The following is an 18,049-nucleotide window of genomic DNA, read 5'->3' on the forward strand; positions in this document are numbered from 1 at the left end:
GCTCCGCCTTTGCGCGGCGGAAGCGGATGTCCTCTTAGGGGGGACGCTTCCGGGGCAGACGAACTGCAAGGCCGACGGTGGAATTTTCCGAATTTCTTCGGGGCGGCGATGCCGGGCCCGCTGCTACCGCAGCAGCAACAGGCCGCCCGGAAGGGCGCGGTCCCGCAGCCCGGTCATGCGCTGGAGATGCGCGACCACCTGGTCGGGCCGGTCGAGATGGAACACGCCGCTGACGCGCCGCTGCCCGGCCTCGTCGTTCAACAGGAGGATATGGCCGGCGCGGTAACGGTTCAGCTCGGCCACCACCTCCCGGACGGTGCGGTCGCGGAAGACCAGCAGCCCTTGCCGCCAACCGGAGGCGACCACCGGATCGACCCGCAGTACCGGCCCCAGGCCGGCCTTGTCGTAGGTCACCTGCTCCCCCGGCCGGAGCTGCACCTCGCCGGAGGAGCGCACGGCCACCCGCCCTTCCAGATCGGTCACCGACACGGCGCCCGCCGCCATGGCGACCGTGAAGACGGTGCCGAGCACCCGGGTCTCGCCGCCGGCGGAGGCGACGATGAAGGGGCGCGACGGGTCGCGCGGCACGGTGAAGGCCGCCTCCCCGCCCATCAGCAGGATCCGCCTCTCTGCCTCGGTGAACCGGACGGAGAGGCTGGTCAGCGTGTTCATCTCCACGATGCTGCCATCCGCCAGGGTCAGGGTCCGGCGCTCGCCCGTGCCGGTCCTGTGATCGGCGCCGGGCCCGGTCAGGTCCGGCAGCCAGCCGCCGCTCCGGCCCGCCACCAGGAGGCCGGCGAGCGACGCCGCCAGGCCGGTGCCCATCAGCAGGCCGCGCCGTCCCGCCGCCAGGCGCGGCAAGGCGGCGGCCGGCGCCTCCGCCATCACGGGCGCCAACTGCCGCCAGAGCCGCGCGGCCTCCTGGAAGGCGGCCTCGTGCGCCGGGCTGCGCGCCCGCCAGCTCGCCACCTGCCACGCATCGGCGTCGGTGGCCTGGCCGGAGGTCAGCCGGGCCAGCCAGGCGCCGGCCTCGCGCCGCAGCGCGTCCCGGTCCGGCGGCGCGTCAGTCATGGCGGCAGACCGGCATGGCAGCAGACCGGGTTCCACATCCCGCACAGGGCTCCTTCCCTCCGCTTCATACCGGGTAGACGCGCCGTCGCGAAGCGGACTGCAAGGTCAGGAAGGCTTTCGCTCCATCCACACGGAGCAGTGATCCAGGGCCCGCTCGATCTCGTAGGCCACGGTCCGGACCGAGACGCCGAAGCGCCTGGCGATCGCCTCATGCGGCAGGCCCTGAAGCCGGGCGGCCTCCAGGATGGCCCGGCGCCGGGCCGGCAGGGCCTCCAGCGCGCGCTGGAGATGCCGCATTTCCTCCCGGCCCTGGACGATGGCCTCGGGCGTCGGGGCATCGTCCGAGACGGCCAGCAGGGCCTCGATCTCCAGGGGCTCGAGGCGGCGCCGCGCCTCCTGCCGCGACTGATCGGCCGCGGCATTGGCCGCGATCCGCAGCAGGAAGGCCTCCGGGTCGCGCACCTCGGGCAGCGCCACGGCCCGGCCGACGCGAAGGCAGGTCTCCTGCAGGGCCTCGGAGGCCCGGCTGGCCGATCCCAGCCGGCGGCTCAGGCGGCCGAGGAGATCCTCATAGCCTTCCGACAGATGCCGGAGGAGCGAAAGTCCTTCCCTGTCGCCCAAGTCAACTCCCCCGGACCCTCGCCGGGGCCATTGACGCGGCGCGTGACCCCGGCCGCCATGCCAGCCGGCGGCCAGCATAAGAGACTTGAGAATGCGTCGCAACTCCATGTGCCGCGGCCGGGCGGGGGAGGCCGGCGAGCCCGTCCCCGGCGCGGCTGTTCATGCCGGGGCGCGAAACAGGGCGGCCTTCCGGCGATTCGCGCTTGAGTCGTCACTGCGGGGCAGGGAAGCTGGTCCGGCGGCCGTTGGGTGGGACGGCGAGCGGAACCCGCGCGCCGCACCTGTCCGAGCGCCCGGAGGCCGGCCCCGAACCATGATGATGACCGACCCATCGACCGAGGACATTCTCCTGCGCCTTGGCGGCGCGGCCGGGCTCGGCATGCTGCTCGGCCTGGATTGGGAGCGGCGCGGCTTCGACGCGGGCATTCGCACGCATGGCCTGATCGCCCTCAGCGCGGCGCTGCTGATGCTCTCCGCCACCTCCATCGCCGCGACGGTGCTGCAGAGCGGCGGAGAATCGGATCCGCTGCGGATCGCGCAGGGTCTGTTCCAGGCCCTCGGCTTCATCGGCGCGGGCATGGTCTTCGCCTGGCGGGAGGAGGTGCGCAACCTGACCAGCGCCAGCAGCCTCGTGCTCACCGGCGCCATCGGCATGAGCTGCGGCGCGGGACACTGGCGCATGGCGTTGATCGCCGCCGGGTTGGGACTCATCCTGATGGTCATGGTCCGGCTTGGCACCCGCCATCTGCCGGGCCGCGACAGGGCGGAGGGGAAATGACGCCCTGTGGCATGCTGCCGAGAACGGCCACGCCACGGGCCGGCATGCCGCCGCCCGCGCCATGATCCGAGGAACCTCCGACCGCATGACCCCGCCTCCCCCGCCCGCCCCTGCGCATCCCGAGGAGATGAAGGCCAGCCTTCATCTGGACCTGGGCCATGGCAGGCTGCTGACCGCCACCGCCCGCGCGACACCGGCCGGGCTGATCGCCGCCGCGATCCTGGTCTCATCGGTCCTGCTGTCGGCGGCGGTCCTGCTGCGGATATCGGCCAGGGCACGCTGAAGGGCATGCCGGCCCGCCGGCACCGCGGGCCCTTGGGATAACGGCGGCCGGAAAGCCTATGCCTGCCCCGTGTTGGGCATCATGGCATGCCGGTCCACCGTCCTGCGGGCGTCGGCCAGGACCTCCGCCAGTCTGGCGGGCATCGGCGTCGTCAGGACGGCGACCTTGTGGCCACTCCGGACGTCGGCCGGCGGATAGACATGAACCGCCCAGCCGGTATCCCCATACTCGCGGATCTCCAGAGGATAGCGTCGGTAATACGTCAGTTCGCGGTACGCCATGTCCGAAGCCCTAGACAAGTTTCGCGCTTGTCTAGTGCGCCGTGACAAGGGAAGTCCACGCCCCCTGAGTTGCATGCAGAACTGTCATTCAACCGAAGCCGCGGCGTCGGAGCCCCGATGCCCAGGGCGCGCGGCCTCAGGCCCGCTTGCGGCGGGCCGGTGCGGCCTTGTCCCCGGCGGGCGTCCTGCGCTTCGCCTTGCCGCGCGAGGGCTTCGTGCCCTTCAGGCTGGCGCGCAGGGCGGCCATCAGATCCACGACATTGTCCCGCCCTTCCGTCTCGTCCTCCACCTCCGGCGTAATGGTCTTCCCCTGGCGCCGCTCCTCGATCACCTCCCGCAGCCGCGCCTCGTACCGGTCCTCCGTATCGGCCGGGTCGAAGGTGCCGGCCTGCCGGGCGATGAGCTGCCTCGCCAGCTTCACCATCTCCGCGTCGGGCGCGCCCCGGGGCACCTCGGCGAAGGCCTCCTCCGCATCCCGGAGGTCGCCCTCCTCCTGCAGCGTGTGCAGCACCAGCCCGCGTTCGAGCGGCAGGATGGCCACCGCCCTCTCCCGCCGGAACAGCACCAGCCGGGACAGCGCCATCATGTCGCTCCGGCGCAGGGCTTCCCGCAGCACGGCGTAGACATCCGCCGCCTCGTCCTCCTGCGGCACGAGATAGTAGGAATTCTCGAAATGGAGCGGCGTGATGCTGCCCGATTTGACGAACTTGGCGATGGTGAGCGTTCGGCTGCTCTCCACGCGGGCGCTCTCGAAATCCTCCTCCGTGAGCAGGACATATTCCCCCTTGGCCACCTCGTAGCCATGCACCAGGGCCGCGCGCTCCACCGCCTTCCCCGTCTCCGCATCGACGGTGCGATTGCGGATGCGATGGCCGGTCTTCGGATTGATCAGGTTGAAGTGCAGGTTGTTGCGCTCCTGGCGCGCCGGCAGCAGGGCGACGCGGCAGGACACCAGCGCCAGGCGCAGCGTCCCGCGCCAGATCGGACGGGCCTTCATGCCACTCCGCCTTTCCGGGCGGCCCCGCGCCGGAACACCGGCAGGGGGCGGGCCGCCGCCTCATGGCCCGCCCAGGGATCCTTGCTCAGACGCGCCGGCGCCGTCCGCAGGGTGAAGGCCTTCGGGTCCAGCCCCGGCGCCACCTCCTGCCAGCCCAGGGGCATCGAGACGGGCGCGCCGGGCCGCGCGCGGGGAGACCAGGCGGAGACCGCCGTCGCCGTCCGGTCGTTGCGCAGGTAGTCGAGGAAGATGCGGCCCTTGCGCGCCTTCCGGGCGAGGTTGGTGGTGTAGAGGCGGGGCTGGTCCTCGGCCATCAGGGCGCAGAGGGCCTGGCAGAAATCCCGCGCCTCCGGCCATCCCGCGCGGGGCCGCAGGGGCACGACCAGATGCAGGCCCTTGCCGCCCGTGGTCTTGGCGAAGGCGACGAGGCCGAGGGCCTCCAGCCTCTCGCGCAGCGCCAGCGCCGCGTCGATCACGGCGCCGAAGTCGAGACCCTCATCCGGATCGAGGTCGAAGACCAGCCGGTCCGGCAGCTCGGTATCGTCGGCCCGGGCCCCGCCCGGATGGATCTCCAGCACCCCGGCCTGGGCCAGGGCCACCAGCCCCTCCACGCTGTCCACCGCCAGGTAGGGATCCTCCTCCCCGGCCAGCGGCACCCGCGCCAGCAGGGCGGAGGTGCCGCGCCCCGGATGGCGCTGCAGGAAGCGGGGGCCGGCGATCCCGTCGGGGCAGCGCAGCAGGGCCACCATCCGGCCGCCGGCATAGGCGAGCAGGCGCGGCGCCACCGCCGCGTAGTACTGCGCGAGGTCGTGCTTGGTGATGCGCTCCTCCGGCCAGAGCAGCTTGTCCGGATGGCTCAGCCGCACCCCCGACACCGTATGGGCGCCGCCCCCGGCCGGCCGGCGCGCACCCGGCTCCGGCGGCGGATCCTGCCCGGCGATCGGGCCGGGTGGTGTCACGCTGTCCGCCGGCTTGTCCTCCCGCACCCCCTTGAACGAGGCCTGGCGGATCCGCCCCTCCCCGGTCCAGCCGGCATAATCCACCTCCGCCACCAGCCGGGGCTCCACCCAATGGGCGCGCCGCCGGTCCGACGGATCGGCCGCCGTCGCGAAGGGCGAGGTCTTTCGCGCCAGGGGCCTGAGCTGCCGCGCCAGGGCCCGCGCCCGCTGGCCCGAGATGCCCGAGCCCACCCGGCCGAGATAGATCAGCTTCCCGTCCCGCCATGCCCCCAGCAGCAGGGTCATGTTGCCCTTGGGCCCGGTGCCGTGGCCGCCGATGACGAATTCATCGTTGCCCCGGCACTTGGTCTTCACCCAGTCCTCGCCGCGCCCGGCGCGGTAGGGCGCCTCCGCCCGCTTGGAGACGATGCCCTCCAGCCCCATCCGGCAGGCCGAGTCGAGCATGGCCCGGCCCGGCGCCGTGAAGTGCTCCACATAGCCGATCGCCGCCGGCGCCTGGCGCAGCAGCGTCTCCAGCGCCGCCTTGCGCCGCAGCAGGGGCTCCTCCCGCATGTCCCGGCCGCCGAGGCCGAGCAGGTCGAAGGCCATGTACCGCAGCGCGCCGCCCCGTCCCGCCTCCATGGCGGCCAGCAGCGCGGCGAAGTCCGGATGGCCGTCCTTGTCGGGGGCGATCAGCTCGCCATCCAGGATGGCGTCGGGCAGGCGGGCCAGGGCCTCGGCGGTGTCGGGGAAGCGCGACGTCCAGTCCAGCCCGTTGCGGGTCAGCAGCCGTGCCCGGCCGCCGGCGATCTGTGCCTGCAGCCGGTAGCCGTCCAGCTTCACCTCATGCACCCAGTCCTCGCCGGCCGGGGCCGCGGCGGCGGCGGCGCAGAGCTGCGGCGGCAGGAAGCCGGCCGGAGCCTCGGCGCCCGTGTCGGCGCGGGGCCTCGGCTTCGGCTTCGGCGCCGGCTTCGCCGTCCCGGCGATCTCCTCGAGACTGCGGCCCGAGCTGACCGAGCGGGTCTCCCGCCGCAGCAGGGCATCGCCCTCGCCGGGGCGGGCCTCCTCGTCGCGCTCCTTGATCAGCAGCCATTGCGGCGCCTTCTCGCCCTTGCGCGGACGCATGCGGACCAGGGTCCAGCCGCCCCGCAGCCGCTCGCCCTCCAGGCGGAACTTCAGCTTGCCCTCCGCCAGCGCCGCCTCCGGGTCGGCATCCTCGCCGCGCCAGCGGCCCCGGTCCCAGAGCATCACGGTGCCGCCGCCATACTGGCCCGGCGGGATGGTGCCCTCGAAGCCGCCATAGTCCAGCGGATGATCCTCCACCTGCACGGCGAGGCGCTTGTCCGCCGGGTCCAGGCTCGGCCCGCGCGTCACGGCCCAGCTTTTCAGCGTGCCGCCCAGCTCCAGGCGGAAGTCGTAATGCAGGCGGGTGGCATCATGCTTCTGCACCACGAAGCGGTGCGCCGCGCGGCGGCGCGGAGCCTTTTCGCCGGCGGGCTCGGCGGTGCGGGTGAAGTCGCGGCGGGCGCGGTAGCGGCCGAGCGAGGCGTCCTGGTCCCGGGCGGGCATGGCCTGTCCCTCCGACGCCGCACGGCGGCGCCTTCATCGGACGGGAAAAGCCGGCGCGGGATGGTGGTTTCCTCGGCGCCGCCGGAGGGGGGGGGCGCTAGGCCCCGCGCCCCGCCGCTCCGGCGCAGGCCCGGACGAAGCGGATCACGACATTGCCGCAGCCGGCCACATCGGCGATGGCGGGGCCGGCCGCGGTCTCGACGGTCGCGACACCCTCCCCCGCCAGCATGGCCCGCGCCGCCGCCAGGTCCCGGACCGCCACGTCGATCGCCGCGCCACCAGGCTCGCCGGGCGTCAGCCGGGGCATCGGCGTGGCGCCGAACGCCGCCGGCCAGTCGGCCGGGCGCAGCACGCGGAAATGGCCCTGGCCCGTGGGGAATTCCGCCGCGAACGCCGCCGGCCCGCCGCCGAACATGCGCCCCAGCCGCGCGCACACGGGCGCCGGCTCCTCCGCCAGATAGGTCACGGCGGCGACATGGGTGGCGCCATTGGCGTGCCGCATCCAGTCGGGCACCCAGAGCAGGTGCGGCTTGTGCTGCTGCGCCAGGAAATGGGAGACGCGCGGCAGGGCCGGGTCCAGCAGGATCTGCAGCGACACCACCGCCTCGTCCCAGTCCAGGCCCGGCGGCTTCACCTTGCGGCGGAAGTCGATGCGTCCCTGCGTGGCGATGCCGCGCCCCGCCATGGCGGCGCCGTCGCCGGACACGTCCCGGCTGTGCAGCGCGACCAGTGCCATGCCCTCGCGCTCGGCCAGCGCGTCGCGCATGTGCCGGCCGAAGCGGAAGCCGCCGGCCTCCAGGCCGTCGATCAGGCTCTCGTCGTAGATCCCCATCAGCTCCAGCGCCGACCGCTCCAGCACGGCCAGCGCGGTGCTGGTTCCCCAGGGGTGCCGGCCCACCGGCGTGACGGTGAAGCCGAGGCGCGCGTAGAAGGCCCGCCCCGCCTCGATGTCGCGCATCAGGATCAGCGGATGGTCGATGCCGGGAAGCGGGACGGTCGCGCGGCTCATGGTGTCTCCCCGAGGCCGTAAGGGTGGCGGTGACGCGGCTTCGGCCGGGCCGGATGGCCGGCGACGGTGGTGCGCGGCGGCACGTCGGCCAGGACCACGGACCCGGCGGCGACCACGGCGAAGGCCCCGACCTCGATATTGCCGAGCAGGGTGGCCCCGGCCCCCAGCACCGCCCCCCGCCGGATCTTCGGATGCCGGTCGGCGCCGGCCTGCATCAGGGTCGAGCCCAGGGTGACGCCGTGCCAGAGGCTGACGTCATCCTCGATCACCGCCGTCTCGCCCACCACAAGGCCGAGGCCATGGTCGAGGAAGATGCCGCATCCGATGCGGGCGGCGGGATGGATGTCGCAGCCGAGGTAGCCCGCCGCGCTGCGGACCGCCATCGCCAGCGCGGGCTGGCCGCCGGTCCAGAGGCGATGCGCCAGGCGGTGCGACGCCAGCATCTGGAAGCCGCGGTGGCCGACCCAGGTGCCGAGCAGCCCGGACGGCTCGAAGTTGCGCGCGGTGATGGCCTCGAGATCCGACAGCACCGCCGCCGCGTCCGCCTCGGTCAGCGTGGCGGCGGCGAGCGGCCCGGCCTCCAGCCAGAGCGGCGTCAGCAGTCGGCCGAGCAGGGCGGCGATGCCGGCGACCGGCGTCGCCGCCCCGGCGGTGGCGGCCAGCGCCGCCGCCAGGGGCGCGGGCGCCTGGCCGGCCTGGGCCGCGAGCCGCCGCCAGGTGGCCTCAGCCGACATAGCCGAAGGCGACGCCCGGCCGCGCGGCGGTCTCCACCCAGACGCTCTTGGTCTGGGTATAGGCCATCAGCGCCTCCCGCCCCGAGGAGCGGCCGAAGCCGGAGCGGCCGAAGCCGCCGAAGGGCGAGGCGACATGGATGGTCTTGTAGCCGTTCACCCAGAAGGTGCCGGCGCGCACCTCGGCGGCGACGCGGTGCGCCCGGCCGACATCCCCCGTCCAGACCGCCCCCGCCAGGCCGTAGGGCGTGGCATTGGCCAGGGCCACCGCCTCCTCCTCCGTGTCGAAGGGCAGCACGGCGAGCACCGGGCCGAAGACCTCCTCGCGGGCGATGGCGGCATCGGCCGCCACGCCGTCGAGGATGGTGGGCGCGAAGAAGAAGCCGCCCGTCTCCCGCAGCGCCGGCGGGCAGCCCCCGCCGGCGGCGATGCGGCCGCCCGCCGCGGCGGCCTCGGCCACCATCGCGGCGATCCTGTCGTGCTGGCGGCGGTTGTTGATCGGGCCGATCTGCGTCGCCGGATCGGCCGGCGGGCCAACCGGGATGTGCCGCGCCGCGACCGCCAGGCGCTCGACCAGCGCGGCGTGCACGGCGCGCTGCACCAGCAGGCGCGAGCCGGCGACGCAGCTCTGCCCGGCGCCGCCGAAGATCGCCGCCTGCGCGCCGATCGCGGCGCGGTCGAGATCGGCATCGGCGAAGACGATATTGGCCGACTTGCCGCCCAGCTCCAGCAGGCTGGGGACGATGTTGCGCGCCGCCGCGGCGGCGATCTCCGCCCCCGCCCCGGCGGAGCCGACGAAGACCACGAGCCGCGTCCCGCGATGCGCGACCGCCGCCGCCCCGGTGGTGGGCCCGGCGCCCGCCAGCACGTTGACCAGGCCCTTCGGCATCCCCTCGGCGGTGTTGCAGAGCCAGCCCAGCGCCAGGGAGGTGAGCGGCGTCAGCTCGGAAGGCTTCAGCACCACGGCGTTGCCGGCGCAGATGGCCGGGGCGATCTGCCAGCCGGCGGTGAAGACCGGCGCGTTCCAGGGGGTGATCTGCACCACCGTGCCGAAGGGCTCGTGCCGCGTGTAGTTCAGGTGGCTGGTCGGGACCGGGATGACCTCGCCATGCAGCTTGTCGCACCAGCCGGCATAGTATTCGAACATCTCCGCGACCTTGGCGACCTCGCCGCGCGTGTCGCGGATCGGCTTGCCGGCGGAGAGCGTCTCCAGCTCGGCCAGGGCCTCGGCCTGCTGCCGCACCAGGCGCGCCACCTCCCACATCGCGCGGCCGCGCGCCGCGGCGGTCATGCCCCACCACTGGCGCTGCGCCTGGGCGGCCGCCTGCATGGCGGCCTCGACCACCTCGCCGCCGGCATCCGCGTAGGAGAGGAGCGGGCGGCCATCGGCGGGGTTGACCAGCTCCAGCGCCGCGCCACCGCCCGGCAGCACCGCGCCGCCGACGACGCTGCCGGCCGCGCCACCGGGCAGGAGGCCGTCCAGCAGCGCGGCGACGCGGGGGGCGGCCTGGCTCGGAAGGGTCGCGTCAGTCATCCTGGCTCTCATCCTGGCTCTCCGGGGTCTCACGGTAATCGGCCATGCGGGTGAAGTCGGCGCTGTCGGGAAGGCGGTCCGCGGCATCGCGCCAGATCCGGGCGACATGCTCCGAAAGCGGCAGGTCGAGCCCGGTCTCGGCGGCCAGCTCCAGGGCGAGGCGGACGTCCTTGCGCATCAGCCCGGCGGAGAAGCCGCTGTCGAAGGTGCCGGGCAGCACCCAGCGCGGCAGCATAACCTCGCTGACGGCGCTGCGGCCCGTGGCGGTGTTGACCACGGCGACCGCCTCCGCGGCCGAGAGGCCGGCGGCCTCGGACAGGCGCATCGCCTCGCCCGTGGTGACGAGATGCGCCGCGACCAGGAGATTGTTCACCAGCTTGACGATATTGCCGGCCCCCGACGGCCCGACATGCGGCGCCCGCGCCGACATCGCCTCCAGCACCGGCCGCGCCAGCGCGTAGTCCTCCACCGCGCCGCCGATCATCATGGTCAGCGTGCCGGCGGCGGCGCCGGACGGGCCGCCGCTGACCGGCGCGTCCAGCAGGCCGTGCCCCGCCGCCGCGAGCTGCGCGGCCAGGCGTCGGCTGGTGCCGGGGTCGGAGGTCGAGGTGTCGATCACCACCACCTTGCGGTCCCGCCGGTCCAGCAGCCCGCCGGGCGCGGTCACCACCGCCTCGACGTCGCGCGCCAGCGGCAGGGAGAAGACCAGCGCGTCAGCGCCGGCCAGCACCTCGGCCAGCGTGGCGGAGACGGCGATGCCGGCGCCGGCGGCCAGCGCGCGCCGCGCCGGGCTGATGTCGTGACCCCGCACGGCGAAGCCCTTGCCGGCGAGGGTGGTGGCCATGGCCAGGCCCATATTGCCGAGCCCCACCACGCCCAGGGTTGCGATCTGCTGAGACATGCGGCCCTCCTGGCCCAGGACGTTACAGAGACGGCCCGTCATCACAATCAGAACATTCCGTACATCCCGTGCTGATTCCGGCAACACCCGACCGGAGCCTGGCCCCGCCTCAGCCCCCCTGCCGGAACGCCACCATCCGCCCGGCCAGCCAGTCGATCAGTCGCGCGGCCGCCTCGGGCATGCGGCGCCCCGCCCGCACCAGGAGATGCGCGCGTGCCTCGGAGAGCATGGCGTCGCTGAGCGGCAGGGCCGCCAGGCTGGCATCGCGCAGTTCCGCCGCGACGGTGAAGGGCGGCAGGAAGGCATAGCCCATCCCGGCCATGACGAAGCGGCGGTGCAGTCCGAAGGAGGCGCTCTCCAGCCGGGGCACCAGCCGGAAGTCGCCATCGGCCTCGACGCGGGCGAGCAGTCGCCGCACGCCGTGATCGGCCGGCAGCAGCGCGACCGGCTCGGCGGCGAAGCCGCGCAGCGGCAGGGGAGCGCCGGCGAGGGCCAGCGGATGCCGGGGCGGCAGGATGGCCTGCAGTGGCTGGTTGGCGGAGAGCAGGCTGCGCACCTCGGCATGGGAGGGCGGCGTATAGGCCAGGCCGATATCCGCCTCGCCCTGCGCCAGCGCCGCCAGGATGCCGTCGCTGGTGGCCGTGGAGACGCGGAAGGCGATGCCGGGATGGGCGGCCGAGAAGCCGGCCAGGCCATGATCCATCAGGTCGGCCAGGAAGCCGGCGCCGCAGCAGAGCCGCACCGTGCCCTGTTGCGCGCCCTGCAGGCGGCGCAGCCGGTCCCGCAACAGGTCCAGCTCATCCATCTGGCGCTGGGCGTGGTCGACGAGGATGCGCCCGGCCTCGGTGACGACGACACCGCGCGGCAGGCGCTCCAGCAGCGGCTGGCCACACTCCGCCTCCAGCTCCATGATCTGCCGGCTGATGGCCGAGGCCGCGACATTCAGCCGCGCGGCCGCGCCGCGCACGGAACCGGCCCGCACGACCGCCAGGAAATACCGCAGGGCCCGGCCATTCATCACCTCCGCAGGGTGCCGGCGGGGCATGGCGCTGGCAAGCGGCGCCGCCCGGCGACGCCGCGCTCCCCCCGGTCCGCGAAGGGCCGGGATATGCGACACTGGCCGGACGCCACGCCATCCGGAGGACAGCGGCCATGAGGATTCTCGTACTGGGTGCCGGCGGCACGGGGGGCTACTTCGGCGGCAGGCTGGCGGCGGCCGGGGCGGATGTGACCTTCCTCGTCCGGGAGCGCCGCCTCACGCAGTTGCAGCGCGACGGCCTGCGGATCGAGAGCCCGCTCGGCGACGCGACCGTCCCGGTCAGGGCCGTGCCGCGGCCGGAGCCGGGCCGGCGCTACGACCTGGTCCTGCTCACCTGCAAGGCCTACGACCTGGCCGATGCCATGGCCTCGATCGGGGCGGCGATGGAGGGCGGCGCCGCGGTCCTGCCGATCCTCAACGGCATCGCCCATCTCCAGCGGCTGAACGAGCGCTTCGGCGCCGGCCATGTCCTGGGCGGGACCGCGAAGATCCAGGCGACGCTGGGGCCGGACGGCGTCATCCGGCACCTGAACGACTGGTGCAGCCTGACCTTCGGCGAGCAGGACGGCGCCGGAACCGCGCGGTGCCGGGCGCTCCTGGACGCCTTCGCCGGCACCGGCGTCGATGCCCGGCTGTCGGGAGACATCCGGCGCGAGCTCTGGCTCAAGCTCGTCCATCTCGCCACGGTCGCCGCGCTCACCGTGGTCCTGCGCGCGAATGTCGGCGAGATCGTCCGCACGCCCGAGGGCGGGGCGCTGTTCCAGCGGCTTCTCGACCTCCATGCCGGGATCGCGGCCCGGGAAGGCTTTCCGCCGGACGAGGCCTTCCTCGCCTCCTACCGCGCGCTGTTCTCCGACCCTGCCTCGACCTATGAGGCCTCCCTCCTCCGGGACCTCGAGCAGGGGCGGCCCATCGAGGGGGATCACATCCTGGGCTTCATGCTGGAGCGGTGCCGCGCCCACGGCCTGCCGGACGAGATCCTGTCCCTCGCCTGGACCCACGCCCGGGCCTATGAGCAGCGGCGCGCCGCCGGACGCCTGCCGGGCGCGGCCTGACCGGCCCTCCCCGCCCGCCGGGGCGGAGGGCGGGCGGCTCCTCGCCGCGGCGGGCAGCAGGCTAGTTCACCACGATCCCCGCCGCGCGCACCACGGGCTCCCACTTCTCCATCTCCGCCTTGAGCCAGGCGGCGGCGTCCTCCGGCGTGCCGCCGGGGCGGGGCTGGACGGACAGCTCGGCGAAGCGCTGCTGCAGGGCATCGGAGCGCAGGACGGCGTTGATCGCCTCGTTCAGGCGCGTCACCACCGCCGCCGGCGTGCCGGCGGGCGCGAGGACCATGTGCCAGGTGTAGGCCTCGTAGCCGGGCATCCCGGCCTCCGCGAAGGTGGGAACATCCGGCAGCTGGGGCAGGCGCCGGTCGCCGCTCACCGCCAGGCCCCGGGTGGCGCCGCTGCGCACGCTCTCGATCCCGTCCGAGGCGACGTTCAGGAACATGGTCAGATTGCCGTTGAGCAGGTCCGGCATGGCCGGGGCGGAGCCGCGATAGGGGATGTGGTTGACCCTCAGCTGGCCGGCCTGCCGCAGGAACAGCTCCGTCGCCAGATGCACCGCCCCGCCATTGCCGGAGCTGCCGTAGTTGAACTGTCCCGGCTTGTCGCGGAAGAGCGCCACCAGCTCCGGCAGGGTGCGGGCCGGAAAATCTCTGTTCACCATCAGCAGCATCGGCACCGTGCCCACCAGGGCGACCGGCCTGAAGTCCGCCACGGGATCGAAGCTGAGATTGTGGAAGAGCGCGCGCAGCACGGCATGGGCGATGGTGTTGTAGAGCAGCGTGTGGCCATCGCGCGGGGCCCTGGCGACGGCCTCGGTGCCGACCACGACGCCCGAGCCCGTCCGGTTCTCCACCACCACGCGCTGGGGGAGCTGGCTTCCCAGAGCCTCGGCCACCAGCCGGGCCGCGACATCGGTGGGACCGCCGGCGGCGAAGGGGCAGATGAGGCGGATGGGCTGGTCGGGCCAGGCGGCGGCGGCCTGCCCCGGCCAGGCGGCCGGCAGGCCGGCCGCGGCGGACAGTCGCAGCAGGTCGCGGCGAGGAAACTTGGACATCGTGCTCTCCCTGGTGACGGAGCGCGCGACCGGCCCGGGATCTCTGCCCCGTGGGCGGCGGCGCCCTTCTGGCGTTCCGCGCAGGCCGGAGGGACCTGGCGTGGCGCGTGAAAGGTTCGCCCAGACGGCCGCCATCTGCAAACCTTCATGGACGGGCCGGGCGGGTGTCGGCCCGGCCCGCCGGGCGAGGGTCCGGTATAGTATTTCCCTCGCGCGGCGCGGCTTGCTATCCTCGCCGCATGCCCGCCCGCTCCCCCGCCCCGGCCCTGATCACGCGTCCTTCCCGCCACCCCGGCGAGGCGGCACCGTCGCCGGCCGCCATCGGGCGGACCGGGGCGGCCGGTCGCTCCTGACCCTGTTCACGAGGCGAGGCCCCGCCCCGACGCATCGGCGCCGTGCCGGCTTCCGGTGCATGACTGACTGAAGGCAGCCGAGCGCGATGGATGACAGGATTCAGGCTCCCGGCTGGACCGAGGCCGACCGGCTTGCGGCTCTCGACCGTTACGGCATTCTCGACACGCCCCGCGAGCAGGACTTCGACGATCTCGTCCGCGTGGCCTCCACCCTGCTGGAGGCGCCCATCGCCGCGGTGAACCTGATCGCGCGGGACCGCCAGTGGTTCAAGGCCGAGGTCGGCCTCGACATGCGCGAGATGCCGCTCGACAACGCGATCTGCGCCCGGGTCATGCTTCAGCCCGGCGAGATGGTCATTCCCGATCTGCGGGAGGATGCCCGCTTCCGCTGCAACCCGCTGGTCACCGCGGAGCCGGGGCTGCGCTTCTATGCCGGCGCCCTGCTGGAAACACCGGAGGGGCTGCCCCTCGGCACCCTCTGCGTGCTCGACACGGCGCCGCGCCCCGGCGGGCTGACGCCCCAGCAGCACTTCGTGCTCAGGACGCTGGCGCGGCAGGTCATGAGCCAGCTGAACCTCCGCCGCAGCCTGGCGCAGCAGGAGTTTCTGCGGGCCGAGCAGGCCCGCTCCGAGGCCCTGCGGCGGCAGGTCCTGAACAGCGCGACGGACTTCGCCATCATCAGCCTCGACCTCGCGCGCCGGGTGACCGGCTGGAACACCGGCGCCGTGAACATCCTGGGCTGGAGCGAGGCCGAGATGCTCGGCCGCTCCGCGGATCTGATCTTCGTGCCGGAGGAGCAGGCCGCCGGCCTCCCGGACGCCGAGGTGGCGCTCGCCGTCCGGAACGGCCAGGCCTCCAACGAGCGCTGGTACCAGCGCAAGGACGGCTCCCGCTTCTGGGGCTCGGGCGAGATGATGCTGCTCCGGGACGAGCGGGGCGCGCACACCGGCTACCTCAAGGTGTTGCGCAACCGCACGGAGCAGCATCTGGCCGGACAGGCCCTGGAGGTCGTCAACGAACGCTTCCGGCTGGCGCAGCGGGCGACGCGGGACGCGATCTGGGACTGGAGCTTCGAGGACGATCGCGTCCTCTGGAACGAGGCCCTCGAAGAGGCCTACGGATGGCGGCCCGAGCAGGTCGAGCCGACCGGCGGCTGGTGGCTCTCCCACATCCATCCCGAGGACCGGGACCGGATCGACCGGGAGATTCACGCCGCGATCGACAGCACCGGGACGAGCTGGTCCGGCGAGTACCGGTTCCTTCGCGCCGATGGCAGCTATGCCGAGGTGCTGGACCGCGGCTACGTCATCCGCGCGCCCGGCGGCCAGGCCATCCGGATGATCGGCGCCATGCTCGACATCAGCGAGCGGCAGCGCACCAGGGCGGCGCTGCAGGAGGCCGACGACCGCCTGCGCCTGGCGACCAGCGCCGCCGGGATCGGTACCTTCGACTATCACATCCCCTCCGGCGAGCTGACCTGGGACGACCGCTGCCGCGCGCTGTTCGGCCTGCCGCCCGGCGCGTCCGTCAGCTATGAGGACACCTTCGTGGCCGGGCTGCATCCGGAGGACCGGGCGCGGGCGGAGCAGGCGGTGCGGCAATCCATGGATCCCGCCGGATCGGGGCATTTCGCCGCCGAGTATCGCACCATCGGCCTGCAGGACGGGATCGAGCGCTGGGTCTCGGCGCAGGGCGAGACCCATTTCGAGAACGGGAGACCGGCGCGGCTGGTCGGGACCGTGCTCGATATCACCGACCGCAAGCGATCCGAGGCAGCGCTGCGCGAAAGCGAGACGCGCTACCAGACCCTGTTCAACTCGATGGATGAAGGCTTCTGCATCATCGAGTTCATCGACGGGCCGCACGGCCCCCTGAGCGACTACGTCCATGTCGAGGCCAATGCCGGGTATGAGCGGCACACCGGCATTCCCGACATCGTCGGCAAGACCATCCGCGGCCTCGCGCCGCAGGAGGCGGAGGGCTGGCTCGAACTCTACGGCAGCGTGCTGCGCACCGGCCGGCCCATCCGCTTCGAGCGGTATTTCGCCGCGGCGGGGCGCCATATCGAGGTTTCGTCCGCCCGTGTCGAGCAGGCGAGCCGGCCACAGGTCTCGGTGCTGTTCCGCGACGTGACGGCCCGCAAGCAGGCGGAGGCGGCGCTGCGCGAAAGCGAGGCCCTGGCGCGGGAGAACATCCAGCGCGTGCAGCTCGCGCTGGCGGCGGGCGCCATCATCGGCACCTGGCTCTGGGACCTGCCCACCGACCGCTTCACGGTGGACGAAGCCTTCGCCCGCAGCTTCGGCCTCGATCCCGCGCTCGGGCATATCGGCCTCAGCCTCCAGCAGGTCGTCGCGACTGTCCATCCCGATGACAAGCCCGGCCTCGTCGCCGCGATCAACACCGCGATCGCCCGTGGCGGCGCCTATGCCCACCAGTACCGGGTGCGCCGCGCCGATGGGCGGTATCACTGGATCGAGGCCAATGGCCGTGTCGACCATGCGCCGGACGGCACGCCGCTGAGCTTCCCCGGCGTGCTGATCGGCGTGGAGGAACGGCGCGCCGTGGAGGCGGAGCGCGACCGCGCCGCCGCGGCGCTGCGCGCCCTCAACGAGACGCTGGAGCAGCGCATCGCCGAGCGGACGGCCGAGCTGCTGCAGGCGGAGGAGCAGCTGCGCCAGAGCCAGAAGATGGAGGCCGTCGGCCAGCTGACCGGCGGCCTCGCCCATGACTTCAACAACCTCCTGACCGGCATCACCGGCAGCCTGGAGTTGCTGCGCGCCCGCGTGGCGCAGGGCCGGGTGACGGACATGGATCGCTATGTCGCGGCGGCGCAGGGAGCGGCGACGCGCGCGGCCTCGCTGACGCACCGCCTGCTCGCCTTCTCCCGCCGGCAGACGCTGGACCCCCGGCCGACGGATGTGAACAGGCTGGTCACCGGGATGGAGGAGCTGATCCGCCGCACGGTCGGGCCGGCGATCGAGGTCGAGGTGGTGGGGGCCGGCGGCCTCTGGCCCACGCGGGTGGATCCGCCGCAGCTCGAGAACGCGCTGCTCAACCTCTGCATCAACGCGCGCGATGCCATGCCGCGCGGCGGACGCCTGACCATCGAGACCGCCAACCGCTGGCTCGACAGCCGCACCGCGCGGGACCGCGACCTCGGGCCCGGGCAGTACATCTCGCTCTGCGTGTCCGATACCGGCACGGGCATGACCCAGGATGTGGTGGCCAAGGCCTTCGATCCGTTCTTCACCACCAAGCCGCTGGGCCAGGGCACTGGGCTCGGCCTTTCCATGATCTACGGCTTCGCCAGGCAGTCCGGCGGGCAGACGCGCATCTATTCGGAGCCCGGCCAGGGCACGATGGTGTGCCTGTACCTGCCGCGGCACCTGGGCGAGGCGGAGCCGCCGGAGGCGCTGCCCGAGCTGGCCGACGCCCCCCGGGCGGGGCTGGGCGAGACCGTCCTGGTGGTGGATGACGAGCCGACCGTCCGGATGCTGGTGATGGAGGTGCTGGAGGAGCTGGGCTATGCCGCCATCGAGGCGGGAGACAGCGCCACGGGCCTCAAGGTGCTGCAATCCGATGTCCGCATCGACCTGCTGGTGACCGATGTCGGACTGCCCGGCGGCATGAACGGGCGGCAGATGGCCGATGCCGCCCGCCTTAGCCGCCCCGACCTGCAGGTGCTGTTCATCACCGGCTATGCCGAGAACGCCGTGGTGGGCGACGGGCACCTCGACCCCGGCATGCATGTGATGACCAAGCCCTTCACCATGGAGGACCTGGCCGGCCGGATCCGAAGGCTGATCACCGACAAGGCTTCGTAAGGGACAGGACGGCGGCC

At 73.4% G+C, this 18,049-nt stretch carries 15 protein-coding genes; 4 read left to right on the forward strand and 11 right to left on the reverse strand.

Annotation, left to right across the window (positions count from 1 at the left end; genetic code table 11):
* Positions 1–123: 123 nt before the first annotated feature.
* A complete protein-coding gene (locus tag ACF3NH_RS05410) occupies positions 124–1,071 on the reverse strand; it encodes a FecR family protein (protein ID WP_422922130.1) in 948 nt (315 codons plus the stop codon).
* A gap of 105 nt (positions 1,072–1,176) precedes the next feature.
* Complete coding sequence (locus ACF3NH_RS05415) at positions 1,177–1,692, reverse strand: RNA polymerase sigma factor (RefSeq protein ID WP_422922131.1); 516 nt, start codon at positions 1,690–1,692, stop codon at positions 1,177–1,179.
* 313 nt (positions 1,693–2,005) lie between these two features.
* Between ACF3NH_RS05415 and ACF3NH_RS05420 the strand changes: the two genes are divergently transcribed.
* Both ACF3NH_RS05420 and ACF3NH_RS05425 read left to right on the forward strand, forming a co-directional pair.
* A complete protein-coding gene (locus ACF3NH_RS05420; protein ID WP_422922132.1) occupies positions 2,006–2,470 on the forward strand; it encodes an MgtC/SapB family protein in 465 nt (154 codons plus the stop codon).
* Between the two features lie 85 nt (positions 2,471–2,555).
* On the forward strand, positions 2,556–2,753 hold the full coding sequence (locus ACF3NH_RS05425; RefSeq protein ID WP_422922133.1) for a hypothetical protein: 198 nt from the start codon (positions 2,556–2,558) through the stop codon (positions 2,751–2,753).
* Positions 2,754–2,809: 56 nt separating this feature from the next.
* Here the strand turns inward: ACF3NH_RS05425 and ACF3NH_RS05430 are convergent, their stop codons facing one another.
* The 8 genes from ACF3NH_RS05430 to ACF3NH_RS05465 form a co-directional block, all read right to left on the reverse strand.
* Positions 2,810–3,034 (reverse strand): hypothetical protein, encoded by a 225-nt coding sequence (locus tag ACF3NH_RS05430; RefSeq protein WP_422922134.1) that lies wholly within the window; start codon positions 3,032–3,034, stop codon positions 2,810–2,812.
* Positions 3,035–3,170: 136 nt separating this feature from the next.
* On the reverse strand, positions 3,171–4,031 hold the full coding sequence (gene ku, locus ACF3NH_RS05435; RefSeq protein ID WP_422922135.1) for a non-homologous end joining protein Ku: 861 nt from the start codon (positions 4,029–4,031) through the stop codon (positions 3,171–3,173).
* Positions 4,028–6,538: a DNA ligase D gene (ligD, locus tag ACF3NH_RS05440; RefSeq protein WP_422922136.1), complete on the reverse strand. Its 2,511-nt coding sequence runs from the start codon at positions 6,536–6,538 to the stop codon at positions 4,028–4,030. The genes ku and ligD overlap by 4 nt, the downstream gene beginning before the upstream one ends.
* Before the next feature lie 97 nt (positions 6,539–6,635).
* On the reverse strand, positions 6,636–7,547 hold the full coding sequence (locus tag ACF3NH_RS05445) for a VOC family protein (RefSeq protein ID WP_422922137.1): 912 nt from the start codon (positions 7,545–7,547) through the stop codon (positions 6,636–6,638).
* The gene (locus tag ACF3NH_RS05450; RefSeq protein WP_422922138.1) at positions 7,544–8,281 is read right to left on the reverse strand and encodes a serine O-acetyltransferase; all 738 of its coding nucleotides are present in this window, start codon (positions 8,279–8,281) and stop codon (positions 7,544–7,546) included. The genes ACF3NH_RS05445 and ACF3NH_RS05450 overlap by 4 nt, the downstream gene beginning before the upstream one ends.
* On the reverse strand, positions 8,271–9,812 hold the full coding sequence (locus ACF3NH_RS05455; RefSeq protein WP_422922139.1) for an aldehyde dehydrogenase family protein: 1,542 nt from the start codon (positions 9,810–9,812) through the stop codon (positions 8,271–8,273). The genes ACF3NH_RS05450 and ACF3NH_RS05455 overlap by 11 nt, the downstream gene beginning before the upstream one ends.
* The gene (locus tag ACF3NH_RS05460) at positions 9,805–10,713 is read right to left on the reverse strand and encodes an NAD(P)-dependent oxidoreductase (RefSeq protein WP_422922140.1); all 909 of its coding nucleotides are present in this window, start codon (positions 10,711–10,713) and stop codon (positions 9,805–9,807) included. The genes ACF3NH_RS05455 and ACF3NH_RS05460 overlap by 8 nt, the downstream gene beginning before the upstream one ends.
* A 109-nt stretch (positions 10,714–10,822) precedes the next feature.
* Positions 10,823–11,731, reverse strand: a complete 909-nt coding sequence (locus tag ACF3NH_RS05465) for a LysR family transcriptional regulator (RefSeq protein ID WP_422922141.1) — start codon at positions 11,729–11,731, stop codon at positions 10,823–10,825.
* A 134-nt stretch (positions 11,732–11,865) separates the two neighbouring features.
* On the opposite strand from ACF3NH_RS05465, the gene ACF3NH_RS05470 reads away from it, so the two are divergent.
* Positions 11,866–12,807 (forward strand): 2-dehydropantoate 2-reductase, encoded by a 942-nt coding sequence (locus ACF3NH_RS05470; RefSeq protein WP_422922142.1) that lies wholly within the window; start codon positions 11,866–11,868, stop codon positions 12,805–12,807.
* A 61-nt stretch (positions 12,808–12,868) separates the two neighbouring features.
* On the opposite strand, the gene ACF3NH_RS05475 is transcribed toward ACF3NH_RS05470, so the two are convergent.
* Positions 12,869–13,855 (reverse strand): Bug family tripartite tricarboxylate transporter substrate binding protein, encoded by a 987-nt coding sequence (locus ACF3NH_RS05475; RefSeq protein WP_422922143.1) that lies wholly within the window; start codon positions 13,853–13,855, stop codon positions 12,869–12,871.
* Positions 13,856–14,294: 439 nt separating this feature from the next.
* On the opposite strand from ACF3NH_RS05475, the gene ACF3NH_RS05480 reads away from it, so the two are divergent.
* Positions 14,295–18,032: a PAS domain-containing protein gene (locus ACF3NH_RS05480; protein WP_422922144.1), complete on the forward strand. Its 3,738-nt coding sequence runs from the start codon at positions 14,295–14,297 to the stop codon at positions 18,030–18,032.
* Positions 18,033–18,049 lie beyond the last annotated feature (17 nt).

The organism is Pseudoroseomonas sp. WGS1072 (assembly GCF_049340465.1).
Classification (GTDB): Bacteria; Pseudomonadota; Alphaproteobacteria; order Acetobacterales; family Acetobacteraceae; genus Pseudoroseomonas.